Genomic DNA, 12,525 nt, shown 5'->3' on the forward strand with positions numbered 1-12,525 from the left:
GCGGGGTCGTGGGGCGTGGGGGCGGGGGGCGCGGGGGCGCGGTGGTCGGCCCACGGATGCCGCGGCGCGCGTTCGCGGCATCCGATACACACCGACTCACGAGAAGTGGTCGCCCGGCTCGATGCCAAGCGACCGGAACTCGTGACTCGACGCGCGTGCGCGCGGCGTCGCAGCGCCGAGTCACCCCGTTTCGTCGCGGTGACGTGGGTGGGTCGCGCGTTCGGGGCGACTCGCGGCATCCCCCGTGCGACCCGCGTCGCGACCGCTCAAATCCGAGTGCAATTCGTCATTGGAAAATCGAATCGATTCGACTAGACTGATCGGACTCCTTCCCGCATCCGGCCCGACGAGGCCGCCCCTTCGACGACGAGGCAGTGATGTCGCAACACCGTGACGACGAATCCGTGCTGGCCGAGCGCCCTGAGGCATCCGTGCCCGCCGACGACGAGCGCGCCTCCGTGCGCCCCGGCGACGGCTCGACCGACGGCACCGCCGGCACCGCCGGCACCGCCGCCACCGAGGGCACCCGCAGCTCGGCCGACGGCGGCGACGCCGGTCGCCCGCGCCGCGGGCTCACCGCCTGGCGCAACGCGGTCTTCGCGGTCTTCTTCCTCTCGGGCCTCAGCATGGCGAGCTGGGTCGCCCGGCTCCCCGCGGTGCGCGACTACACCGAGCTCAGCACGCAGGGCGTCGGCCTCGTCATCATGGGCGGATCCATCGGCGCCGTGCTCGGCCTCATCGCCGCCCCGTGGCTGATGGCGCGCGTCGGCGCGCGCGCCGGCATGATCGGCGTGCTCGTGACCGTGTCGGTCGGGCTCGTGTCGGTCGGCGTCGGCGGCTCGCTCCTGCCGTCCGTCCCGCTCGTGGTCATCGGGCTCTTCCTGTTCGGCTTCGGCAACGGCGCGGTCGACGTGATGATGAACGTCGAGGGCGCCGAGGCCGAGCGTGAGATCGGCAAGACGCTGATGCCGCTCATGCACGCGTTCTTCAGCTTCGGAACGGTCGCCGGCGCCGGACTCGCCGCCGTGGCATCCGCCCTCGCCATCTCGGTGGCCGTGCACCTCGGCGTGATCGCGCTGCTCATCGCGGGCGGCGTCGTCGTCGCGGTGCGCTACGTGCCCGTGCGCGAGGAGCTCGGCGACGACCCGCACGACGATGCGCCGCGCGCGCCCTGGACGCAGCGCCTTCGCGAGAGCCTCGCCGTGTGGGCCGACGTGCGGCTGCTCCTCATCGGCGTCGTCATGCTCGGCATGTCGTTCGCCGAGGGCGGCGCCAACGACTGGCTGGCGCTCGCGGTCGTCGACGGGCACGGCTACGACGCGACGATCGGCGCGGCCGTGTTCACGGTCTTCACGATCGCCATCACGGGCGCCCGCATCGTCGGCGGCCCGCTCATCGACCGCTTCGGGCGCGTGCGAATGCTGCAGGCCCTCGCCGCGATCGGCGTCATCGGCCTCTCGCTCTTCATCTTCAGCAGCGAGCCCTGGATGCTCATCGTCGGCACCGTGCTCTGGGGCATCGGCTGCTCGCTCGGCTTCCCGGTCGGCATGTCCGCCGCCGCCGACGTGCCCGACCGCCGGCTCGCGGCATCGCGCGTGAGCGCGGTGGCGATCATCGGCTACTGCGCGTTCCTCGCCGGCCCGCCGTTCCTCGGCTTCCTCGGCGAGCACTTCGGCCTCCTCAACGCGCTGCTCGTGCTGCTCGGACTCATGGTGCTCGCCGGCATCGCGGCGCCCGCCGCGCGCGAGCAGTCGGGGCCTCGGGCGCGCGAGTCCCGGCGCGGCGCGTAGCGACGCGGCAGGACTCGAGAGGCGGCAGCCCCAGCGCTCACGACGCGCCGGCGTCGCGAAGCGTCCCCCGGCAGACCTGGGAACGAGACGCTTGCCGGCAATCACCCTGCCGACCCGCACTCGGCACGCCTGCCGTCGGCGGCCCGCCGTACACTCGACAGGTGCGCCTCGTCATCGCCCGCTGCTCCGTCGACTATGCGGGGCGGCTCTCCGCCCACCTGCCGCTCGCGACGCGACTGCTCATGGTGAAGGGCGACGGCAGCCTGCTCGTCCACTCCGACGGCGGCAGCTACAAGCCGCTCAACTGGATGAGCCCGCCGTGCACCCTCGAAGCGGCGGCGCCCGACGAGGAGCAGCAGGCGGCCGGCATCGTCGAGGTCTGGAAGGTCACGCACAAGAAGACCGCCGATCAGCTCGTCGTCTCGATCCACGAGGTGCTGCACGACTCGGCGCACGAGCTCGGCATCGACCCCGGCCTGCAGAAGGACGGCGTCGAGGCCCACCTGCAGCAGCTCCTCGCCGAGCAGATCGAGCTCCTCGGCGAGGGCCACCGGCTCGTGCGCCGCGAGTACATGACCGCGATCGGCCCGGTCGACATCCTCGCGACGGATGCCTCGGGCGGCTCGGTCGCCGTCGAGCTCAAGCGCCGCGGCGACATCGACGGCGTCGAGCAGCTCACCCGCTACCTCGAGCTCATGAACCGCGACCCGCGGCTCGCGCCCGTCAGCGGCGTGTTCGCCGCGCAGGAGATCAAGCCCCAGGCGCGCACGCTCGCCGAAGACCGGGGCATCCGCTGCGTCGTGCTCGACTACGACGCCATGCGCGGCATCGACAGCGGCCACGCCAGGCTGTTCTGAGTCGTTTCAGCGGATTCGCAGGGTCGCGCCGAGGCGCGGAAACACGCGGATCCCATGCGGTTGCATGCATCACGATCGCCGAACGACCTTCGGTACCTGAGAATCGCTCAAGCTTTGCCACCGTAGGATGACACGGTGACTTCCACGATGCCCACCCAGACCCTGGCGCCGACGCGCACCTGGTCGACGGTGCTGTTCGACCTCGACGGCACGATCGTCGACTCGGCCGCCGACATCACGGCGTCGCTCGCGCACATGTTCAGCTCGCTCGGACTCGACGTCCCGTCCGACGACGTGCTGCGCTCGTACGTCGGTCCGCCGCTGCTCGACAGCCTGCGCCTCACCGCCGGCTTCGACGACGCCGAGGCGTGGGAGGCCCTGAACGTCTATCGCGACCACTACGGCGAGCACTTCCTGCGCTCCCCCGTCTTCCCCGGCGTCGCCGGCCTGCTCGAGCGGCTCCACGCCGCCGGCATCCCCATCGCCCTCGCGACCTCGAAGCCCGAGTCGATGGCCCGCCAGGTGCTCGACCACGCCGGCCTCTCGCAGTACTTCACCGAGATCACGGGCGCGAGCGACGACGAGGAGCTGAGCACGAAGGCCGACGTCGTGCGCGAGGCGCTCCGCCGCCTGCAGGCCAAGGGCATCGACACCTCGAACGCGGTCATGATCGGCGACCGCGGCTACGACACGCTCGGCGCCGCGGCGAACGGCGTGCCGACGATCCTCGTCGAGTGGGGCTACGGCTCCCCGGCCGAGGCGGCCGACACGATCGCCGTCGTGCACTCCACCGACCAGCTGCGCAACCTGCTGCTCGGCTGACCCTTGCGGGTCGACTGACTCGAGCAGCCGGCGCGCGGCCGAGGCGTCAGGACCCGTCGGACTTCGGCACGACCTCGACGGTGAACGTGACGGACTCGCCGCTCTCGCTGTTGTCCAGCGTCACCTCGGTGGTCCCGACCGATTCGGCCGTCAGGCCCGGATTGAACTGCGCGCTCCCGTCGTCGCGACCGGGCACGAACTCCACCACCGCCGGGTCGGCGATGTCCGCCGTCCAGTCGGTGTAGGTCTCGTCGTCGCCCGTCAGGTCGATCGACCCGCCCTCGGGCACCTCGACGGTCGTGCCGTCGACGTCGCCGAGGTCGATGATCACCGGGGGCAGCGCCGACGAGTCCCCGTCGCTCGAGCCGCCCGACGACGTGCAACCCGTCAGCCCGAAGCCGCCCAGGGCCACCATGAGCATCACCGCGACGGATGCCGCCACGCGGCCCCGCGGCATCGAACTCCCGATTCCCGACATCGCGCACCACCCCCGCGACCGATCGTACGCTCGCGCGACGCCCGGCACGGGCTGCGACGCGACGCGCCGCGACGCCTCGCCGCTACTGGATGAACCGCTGCACGAACGCCAGCGCCTCGTCGGCGACCGCGCGCCAGCCGGAGTCGATCGTGAGCGAGTGCCCTCGGCTCGGCATGACGATCTCCTCGGTCGTGCCGGGGTTCCTCGACTGGATCCGGTAGCTCGCGTGCGAGATCGCGGGCGCGACGGTGTGGTCCTCCTCGCCGGCGATGATGAGCATGGGGCCGCGCTCGGGATTCTTCGAGTCGACCGAGGTCTCGCCGCCGAACGGGTTGAAGTTCGCGAACGCGGCCTGGAACAGCGGCGCCCCGGCGGCCGGCACGTGGAACGTGTCGTAGAGGTGCCGAGCCTCCTCGTCGTCGAGCGCGTTCGCCCAGCCGTACTGGAACTGCTCGAACGTGAGCGCCACGCCGCGCTTCGCGTTCGCGGGGTTGGACAGCACGGGCGCCGCCGACTTGAGCGACGACGCGGGCAGCGGCAGCACGCCCTTGAAGGGCGCGTTGTCGATCGCGATGGTCGCGGCGGCGGCGCCTTCGCCCGCGATCTTCTGGGCGATGAGCCCGCCGAAGGAGTGGCCGATCACGACGGGCGCCTGGTCGAGCCGGGAGATGGCGTCGAGGTAGTGGTCGGTGACCTGCTGCACCATCTTGCGGGCGAACACCTCGGGGTGGTCGCGCGCCTCTGCGACGGTGGCCGGGTCGTCGGGCCAGCCCGGCGCGAGCGTGATGAAGCCGTTGTCCTCGAACAGGTCGCGCCACGGCCGCCAGCTGCTCGACAGCAGCCAGAGTCCGTGCACGAACACGACGGGCGTGAGATCGGAGGCGTTGGCGCGCTCGACCTCTGCCAGCTCCCAGTCCGCCAGGGTCGATCCCGTCACGTCGCTCATCGCCGCCTCCTCACCCGCCGGCCGCGCCTGCGGCACCGGCTCAGGGTACGTCCGCCCGGCGACATCGGCCAGCACGCGCCGACGTCTGTCACACGGTGTTCACATCTCGGCATCCGTCTGTGAGGACCCCTCGCGTAGTGCGAATCCGTGCCCCCTTCGGGGGTGAACCGACGATTTCGTGCGGCTTGGCGCAACGGAGCTGCGCACGTCATCCACAGATTTCGGAAAGCCCTTCCATAGGGCGTCGTGGCAGTGCAGGATGCCGCTTACGTCCGTCTACCCGGCGGACGTTGTTTCGTGCTCCGAGGGTCATCCCCCGGGCACCTGGAGGGAGAAGCATGTTCGGAAACACCACTCGCGCGCGCAGGCGTGCGGTGGCGACGATCCCCGTGCTCGCGCTCGCGGCCGCCGGTCTGGCGACCCTGGGCACGACCACGGCGAACGCCGCGCCATCGCACGTCTCCGCGCCGGTGATCGGCGACGACGAGTACTACATGAACTACGTCGCGCCGCGTGCCGAGGAGGCCTTCGGCGCGGATCAGGAGGCCGTCGCAGGGTCGATCTCGGGCGGGGCATCCGCGCTGGGCGCCGACACGACGCAGGCCGCCATCGAGAAGGCGGATGCGCTGGACCGCAAGTTCGGCCAGGGCAACCCGATCGCGGCCGACGGGCTCGCGAAGCTCGAGGCGGAGTCGGTCGAGACGGGCCAGAGCCCGAAGCAGCTCAAGCAGCAGCAGCTGAAGCAGTCGAAGACGACGCAGGAGGCGAAGCTCCTCACGATCCTCGTGGAGTTCGACGACGACGCGAACGACGACTTCACCGACAGCTACGTGCCGACCGCGTTCGGCTCCACGCAGTGCAAGCCCGGTGACGTGCAGAACGGCCCGCTCCACAACAACATCCCCGACCCGGCGAGCTACGACCTCGACGACAACAACTCGATGTGGGTGCCCGACTTCTCCTCCGAGCACTACAACAAGATGCTCTTCACCGACGAGGGCATCACGGAGCGCGTGCGCACCGACCTCGAGGGTCCCGACGGCAAGCCCGGCTTCGACATCTCGGGCTACACCATGAAGAACATGTACGAGGAGATGTCGCGCGGCGCCTACACCGTGCACGGCTCGGCCACCCCGTGGGTGACCGTCCCGCACTCCGAGGCGTACTACGGCGCGAGCCTCTGCTTCAAGAACGAGCAGGGCCAGTACCAGGCCGGCGCGATCCAGGACATGCAGGGCCACCCCGACAACCCGCTCGGCCCCGGCCAGCTGCCGATCGACGCGGTCGCAGCCCTCGCGGCCGCGCAGCCCGACTTCCCGTGGGCCGACTACGACATCGAGGACCAGGGCGACCGCGACGACGACGGCAACCTGCTCGAGCCCGACGGCGTGATCGACCACGTCGTGCTCGTGCACGCCGGTGAGGACAAGTCGGGCGGCGGCGGCGCCCAGGGCACGTACGCCGTCTGGGCGCACTCGTCGGCCGTCGCCGGCGGCGCCGACATCCCCGGCACGAACCTGAAGCTGTCGAACTACATCGTGCAGCCCGAGGACTCGGGCGTCGGCGTGTTCGCGCACGAGTACGGCCACGACCTCGGCCTCCCCGACCTGTACGACACGTCGAACGCGGCGAGCTCCGACGTCGACTTCTGGGACCTCATGAGCTCGGGTTCGCACTCGGGCCCGATCTTCCAGTCGATGCCGACGCACATGGGCCTCTGGGACAAGTGGGTGCTCGGCTGGGTCGACCCGGTCGAGGTGAACCCGGGCGACGAGCCCACCACCGTCAAGGTCGGCCAGACGTCGCGCCCCAAGAAGGGCACGCAGGACGGCGTCAAGGTCAACCTGCCCGACAAGGTGGTGACCCTGGCCGAGCCGCACAGCGGCGAGAACATGTGGTACACCGGCGCCGACCAGGACTGGGCCGACCTGCGCCTGGGCCGCTCGATCACGAACGTGCCGGCTGACGCCAAGTTCTGGATGTGGAACAACTTCGTCATCGAGGCGGACTGGGACTACGGCTTCGTCGAGGTCTCGACCAACGGCGGTGCCGACTGGACCGAGCTGAAGGTGCGCGCCGAAGACGGCACCGAGGCCTCCACGCCCGACGGCTACGCCGACCCGAACGGTCGCATGGCGGACTACGGCAACAAGAAGTACGGCCTCACGGGCGACTCGCACGGCTGGGCGCACCAGTACGTCGACCTCTCGGCCTACGCCGGCCAGGACGTCCAGCTCCGCCTGCGCCTCGCGACGGACGCGGCCTACCAGGACCGCGGCTGGTTCAGCGACGACTTCTCGCTGACGAGCGGCGCCACCACCGTCTGGAGCGACGACGTCGAGAGCGGTGACAACGGCTGGAAGGCCGAGGTCGCGTCGTTCACGACGACGACCGGCCCCGGCTGGCGCATCGACACGGGCACCTCGATCAAGGCGCAGTACTACCTGGTCGAGTGGCGCAACCTCGACGGCTTCGACGCCGGCCTGAAGTACGCCTACAACTCGGTGTACAGCGTCGACGCGTGGAAGGTCGAGAAGCTCGCCTACAACGCGCCCGGCGCGCTGGTCTGGTACCGCGACACCACCTACGGCAGCTCGAACCAGATCACGGCCAACGAGACGGCCCTGCCGAGCTACGGCGCCAAGGGCGGCCTGCTCATCGTCGACAGCCACTTCGACCCGCTGCAGCGCACGGGCGCGGCGGCCGCCGCCGACCCGTCGACGCTCAACGTGATGCCCTCGCGTGCGCAGTCGTCGAACGCGGCGTTCGGCCTGACCAAGACGTACCCCTTCACGGAGTGCTTCACGGACGCGGCGCTGAACGAGTACTGCACCGACATCGCAGCCCAGGACCCGGTGAGCACCTTCACCGACGACCAGGGCTGGGTGCCCGGATTCGCACTGCGCGAGTCCGACGGTGCGCTGTTCTACCGTGACCGCGACGCCTCGACGGTCGTCCCGTCGGTCGGCAACGCGCAGTACACGACGCCGCTGTACGACCTGCAGGGCAACCGCCTGCCGGCGTACGACGGCCTCGACATCGGGCTGGGACCGTTCGGCTCGGGCAACCCGGCGGACTCGGGTGTCGGCTACGGCACCGTCATCCAGGTCATGAAGTCCCTGGACGACAACCGCGCCGCACTCATCAGCATCACCCCGCCCAGCGCGGAGTGAGCTGACCGGATGCACCGGCGAGGCGTCGGCCCTTCGGGGTCGGCGCCTCGCCGCGTTCCCGGGGCGTCAGCGGGTGGACGCCAGGACGCGAGGACGGCGACCGAACGTCCGGCGTCCGGACGTCCGCTCGCGCGGCCTCAGGCGGCGCGGCGCTCGAACCCGTCGAGCAGGCGGTCGAGTCCCCACGCGAACCCGTCGCCTGCGGCATCCGTCGTCGCCTCGGTGAGCGGGAACGCCGCGGCATCCGACCACAGGGCCTCGGGCGCCGTGTCGCCCTTCGACGCCTCGCGGCCCGCGCGCTCCGCGGCGTCGAGCGCGGCGGCGCCGAGCACGTAGGCGCGCACGGCGACGGCCGCACGGGCGGCCTCGGCGTGCGACATCCCCTCGCCGGTGAAGCCCGCGATGAGCGCCTCGTTGAGGCCGAGCGCGTGCGCGCCGTCGAGCGGTCCGCTCGTGACGAGCACGAGCGAGCCCGAGTGCTCGGCGAGTCGGTCGAGCAGGGCTCCGGCGAGCGCGTGCACCCGGTCGCGCCAGGCGATGTCGGCATCGGATGCCGCGGCGAGGTCGATCGTCGACAGCAGCTGCTCGACCATCGCGCGCAGCAGCGCGTTCTTCGACGGGAAGTACGTGTACATCGCGGTGGGCGTGAGCCCGAGGGAGGCGGCGACGCCGCGCACCGACACCGCCGGCATGCCCTTCCGCTCGAGGAGCTCGAACGCGGCGTCGACGATGTCGGCCTGGCTGATGCTGCGCCGGGGTCCGGGTCTCATGGTGCTCCTCGAGGTCCTCCCCACCGTACCCGCTCGCCACGGCGGGCCCGGACGCTCCGACGCCTCCGGGCCCGCGGTGGAGGGGTCGGTCAGGAGAGCGGCGCGAGGAACGTGAGCACCGATCCGTCCTCGACGATGAGCGGGCCGAGCGCCGCATTGAACTCGGCACCGTACGGCGCGGCGAGGTGCGCGGCGAACGCCGCCTCGTCGCGATAGGCCTCGAGCACCGCGAACGCCGCACCCGCCGACTCGGGCCCGGCCGCGACGCCCGCTCCGGCCGGCGGCAGGGCGACCCGGTACGGCTCGAAGGCGAGGCATCCCGGCTCCTCGCGCACCTGGGCCGTGAGGGCGAGGAGGAGGCCGGCGACCTCCTCCTCGCGCCCGGGTCGCGCCGTGAAGCGCGCGACGAGCTCGACGCGACCCTCCTCGCTCGACCAGCTCATGCGCGCGCCGCGCCCGTCATGATCGCGACGGCGTCGGTCATCGAGTGGGTCTGCGGCGTGATGGTCGCCGCGCGCTTGCCGAGCCGCTGCACGTGGATGCGATCGGCCACGTCGAACACGTGCGGCATGTTGTGCGAGATGAGGATCACGGGGATGCCCCGATCGCGCAGGTTCCGGATGAGCTCGAGCACCTGGTTGGACTCGCGCACGCCGAGGGCGGCTGTGGGCTCGTCGAGCACCACGACCTTCGAGCCGAACGCCGCCGCGCGGGCGACGGCGACGGCCTGGCGCTGCCCGCCCGAGAGGTTCTCGACGGCGACGGTGACGTCCTGCAGGGTCGAGATCCCGAGCGCGGTGAGCTCGGCCTTCGCCTTCTGCCGCATGCCCTTCTGGTCGACCACTCTGAAGACGGAGCCGAGGAGGCCCTTCTTCCGCTCCTCGCGGCCGAGGAAGAGGTTCGAGGCCACGTCGAGCGCGGGCGAGACGGCGAGGTTCTGGTAGACGGTCTCGATGCCCGCCGCCCGGGCGTCCTGCGGCCGCTTGAAGTGCACCGGCCGGCCGTCGAGGAAGATCTCGCCCTCGTCGGGCACCTCGGCGCCCGTGAGGCACTTGATCAGCGTCGACTTGCCGGCGCCGTTGTCGCCGATCACCGCGAGCACCTCGCCGGGATAGAGCTCGAGGCTCACCCCGTCGAGGCCGACGACGCGGCCGAACGTCTTCACGAGCCGGCGGGCCCGCAGGATGGGAGTACGGGTCTCGCCCGAGGCCGGGCCGCCCGCGGCATCCGCTGCGATGGTGTCGGTCATTTGCGTACCTTCCGGATCCACTGGTCGACGGAGACGGCGACGATGATGAGCACGCCCACCGCGAAGGTCTGCCAGAGCACGTCGAGCCCGGCGAGCGAGAGGCCGTTGCGGAAGACGCCGACGATGAGGGCGCCGAGCAGCGTGCCCCACACCGTGCCGCGCCCGCCGAAGAGGCTCGTGCCGCCGATGACGACGGCGGTGATGGAGTCGAGGTTGAGGTCGACGCCTGCGTTCGGGGAGGCCGCGTTGGTGCGGCCGATCTGGATCCACGCGCCGATCGCGAGGATCGCGCCCGCCGCGAGGTAGACGCTCATGAGCACGCGGTTGACCCGGATGCCGGCGAGGCGCGCCGACTCGGGGTCGTCGCCGACGGCGTAGACGTGCCGGCCCCACGCCGTCTTCGCGAGGATGAACGCGACGACCACGTACAGGAGCAGCATCATGACGACGCCGACCGTGAAGTTCACGCCCAGCACGTCGAAGGTCGCGCCCGTCCACGTGAGCAGCGGGGGCATCTCGGCACCGCGCACGGTGGCGCCGCCCGAGTAGAGCAGCGTCAGCGCGACGAAGATGTTGAGCGTGCCGAGCGTCACGATGAACGGCGGCAGCTTGAGCCTCGTGACGAGGAACCCGTTCATGGCGCCCGCGCCGAGGCCGACGACGAGGCCGAGGAACAGCCCGAGCACGGCGGGCAGCCCCGCCTGCACGGTCGTCTGCGCGATGACCATCGAGCTCAGCACCATGACCGCGCCGACCGAGAGGTCGATGCCGGCGGTGAGGATGATGAGCGTCTGGGCGATCGCGAGCGTGCCGACCACGGCGACCTGCTGGGTGATGAGCGAGAGGTTCGCCGGGTTCAGGAAGCGATCGTTGAGCAGGCCGAACACGATGACGGCGAGCACGAGCACGATGGCCGGGCTGATCGCGGGGTATCGGTGCAGGGTGTTTCGGATGCGGCTCAGCGGGGTGGTGCGGTCGAGGAACTCCTCGGCCAGGTCGAGCGCCGACGTCGGCGGCTCGCCCTGCGGTGGGCTGCCGGATGCCGCCGGCTCGGTCGTGTGCTGACTCACGTCGTTCTCCGTTGTCTCGTGAAGTGAGGTGGGGCGGTGCGGGTCGGGCGGGGCGACGGATGCCGCGGGGCGCGGCCCGCTCGCGACATCCGCCTGCCGACCCGCACCGCCTCACGGTCGGGTGCCGGGGATCAGCCCCAGCAGATCTCGCCGCCCTCCGCGGTGTCGATCGACTCGACGCCGTCCTGGGCCTCGTCGGTGACGAGCGCGACGCCGGTGTTGTAGAAGTCGAGGCCGTCGGTGACCTCGGGCGCCGTGCCGGACTCGACGAGGTCGAAGATCGCCTGAACGCCGAGCTCGGCCATCTTCACCGGGTACTGCTGGCTGGTCGCGCCGATGAGACCGTCCTTCACGGCGTCGATGCCGGCGCAGCCGCCGTCGACCGAGACCACGATGAGCCCGTCGGTCTTGCCGGCCGCCTTGAAGGCCTCGTACGCGCCGTAGGCCGCGGGCTCGTTGATCGTGTAGACGACGTTGATGTCGGGGTTCTTCGACAGCAGCGTCTCGGCCGCGGTGCGGCCGCCGTCCTCGGCGCCCTGGGAGGCCTCGTTGCCGACGATCTCGTAGTCGCCGCCGCTGTACGTGCCGGTCGGCGCCTCGTCGCCGTTGGCCTCGGGATCGGCGGTGTCGATGCCCATGCCGTCGAGGAAGCCCTGGTCGCGGTTGTAGTCCACCGAGACGACCTTGTCGTCGAAGAGGTCGATGAGCGCGATCGTGGCCTTCTCGCCGCCGAGCTTCGCGGCGGTCCACTTGCCGATCTCCTGGCCGGCCTGGAAGTTGTCGGTCGCGAACGTGATGTCGACCGAGTGGGGGTCGGCCGGCGGGGTGTCGAGCGCGATGACGTAGAGCCCGGCGTCGCGGGCCTTCACGAGCGCGTCCTCGACCGCGGGTCCGTTCGGCGTGATGAGGATGCCGGCGTCGCCCTTCGAGATGGCGTTCTCGATCGCCTGGATCTGGGTGTCCTCGTCACCGTCCTCCTTGCCTGCCGCCATGGTGAGCTCGACACCCAGTTCCTCGGCGGCCGCCTCGGCGCCATCCTGCATCGCGACGAAGAAGGGGTTGGTGGTCGTCTTGACGATGAGCGAGACGCCGATCGGACCGTCGCCGCTCGCGTCGTCGCCCGACGCGGACCCGCCCGAGGCGCATCCGGTGAAGGCGAGGGCGGCGGCCGCGGTCAGCGCGCCCGCCGTGATGATGCGGCGACGGAACGCCGCAGGTGCTGTGCGATTCATCGATGAATCTCCTCCGGTTCGTGGCGATCGTTGCCGACCTGACAACGATGTCACGTTAGGTCTAGACCATGCCCGTGTGTATAGTCAAGTCGAACTTGCATATTGGAGATCAGAAGGTGACATCGTTGTCAAACGCGA

11 protein-coding genes are annotated in these 12,525 nt (G+C 70.9%); 4 read left to right on the forward strand and 7 right to left on the reverse strand.

The genetic code is table 11. The annotated features are described in order from the left end of the window. Positions 1–377 precede the first annotated feature (377 nt). The 3 genes from ACWEOH_RS07675 to ACWEOH_RS07685 all read left to right on the forward strand — a co-directional run bounded on the left by ACWEOH_RS07675 (position 378) and on the right by ACWEOH_RS07685 (position 3,469). Positions 378–1,790, forward strand: a complete 1,413-nt coding sequence (locus ACWEOH_RS07675) for an MFS transporter (RefSeq protein WP_452029717.1) — start codon at positions 378–380, stop codon at positions 1,788–1,790. Between the two features lie 161 nt (positions 1,791–1,951). Beyond that, positions 1,952–2,647 carry an endonuclease NucS gene (gene nucS / locus ACWEOH_RS07680; protein ID WP_452029719.1) on the forward strand — a complete coding sequence of 232 codons (696 nt, stop codon included), beginning with the start codon at positions 1,952–1,954 and terminating at the stop codon, positions 2,645–2,647. Positions 2,648–2,782: 135 nt separating this feature from the next. Beyond that, on the forward strand, positions 2,783–3,469 hold the full coding sequence (locus tag ACWEOH_RS07685; RefSeq protein ID WP_338014681.1) for an HAD hydrolase-like protein: 687 nt from the start codon (positions 2,783–2,785) through the stop codon (positions 3,467–3,469). A 46-nt stretch (positions 3,470–3,515) separates the two neighbouring features. Here the strand turns inward: ACWEOH_RS07685 and ACWEOH_RS07690 are convergent, their stop codons facing one another. After that, positions 3,516–3,926: a hypothetical protein gene (locus tag ACWEOH_RS07690; RefSeq protein WP_452029721.1), complete on the reverse strand. Its 411-nt coding sequence runs from the start codon at positions 3,924–3,926 to the stop codon at positions 3,516–3,518. A 103-nt stretch (positions 3,927–4,029) separates the two neighbouring features. Beyond that, positions 4,030–4,893: an alpha/beta hydrolase gene (locus ACWEOH_RS07695; RefSeq protein WP_452029722.1), complete on the reverse strand. Its 864-nt coding sequence runs from the start codon at positions 4,891–4,893 to the stop codon at positions 4,030–4,032. Between the two features lie 374 nt (positions 4,894–5,267). On the opposite strand from ACWEOH_RS07695, the gene ACWEOH_RS07700 reads away from it, so the two are divergent. Then, positions 5,268–8,066, forward strand: a complete 2,799-nt coding sequence (locus ACWEOH_RS07700) for an immune inhibitor A domain-containing protein (RefSeq protein ID WP_452029724.1) — start codon at positions 5,268–5,270, stop codon at positions 8,064–8,066. Positions 8,067–8,203: 137 nt separating this feature from the next. Here the strand turns inward: ACWEOH_RS07700 and ACWEOH_RS07705 are convergent, their stop codons facing one another. The 5 genes from ACWEOH_RS07705 to ACWEOH_RS07725 form a co-directional block, all read right to left on the reverse strand. Further along, entirely contained in the window at positions 8,204–8,836 is a 633-nt protein-coding gene (locus ACWEOH_RS07705) for a TetR/AcrR family transcriptional regulator (protein WP_452029726.1), read from the reverse strand. 89 nt (positions 8,837–8,925) lie between these two features. Then, the gene (locus ACWEOH_RS07710) at positions 8,926–9,279 is read right to left on the reverse strand and encodes a putative quinol monooxygenase (RefSeq protein ID WP_452029728.1); all 354 of its coding nucleotides are present in this window, start codon (positions 9,277–9,279) and stop codon (positions 8,926–8,928) included. Continuing rightward, positions 9,276–10,085, reverse strand: coding sequence for an ATP-binding cassette domain-containing protein (locus ACWEOH_RS07715; protein ID WP_452029730.1), 810 nt, complete (start codon positions 10,083–10,085; stop codon positions 9,276–9,278). The genes ACWEOH_RS07710 and ACWEOH_RS07715 overlap by 4 nt, the downstream gene beginning before the upstream one ends. Further along, on the reverse strand, positions 10,082–11,080 hold the full coding sequence (locus ACWEOH_RS07720; RefSeq protein ID WP_238476356.1) for an ABC transporter permease: 999 nt from the start codon (positions 11,078–11,080) through the stop codon (positions 10,082–10,084). The genes ACWEOH_RS07715 and ACWEOH_RS07720 overlap by 4 nt, the downstream gene beginning before the upstream one ends. A 206-nt stretch (positions 11,081–11,286) precedes the next feature. Further along, positions 11,287–12,387 (reverse strand): substrate-binding domain-containing protein, encoded by a 1,101-nt coding sequence (locus ACWEOH_RS07725; protein WP_452029732.1) that lies wholly within the window; start codon positions 12,385–12,387, stop codon positions 11,287–11,289. Between the last annotated feature and the right edge of the window lie 138 nt (positions 12,388–12,525).

It is taken from the genome of Agromyces sp. NPDC004153, assembly GCF_053603635.1.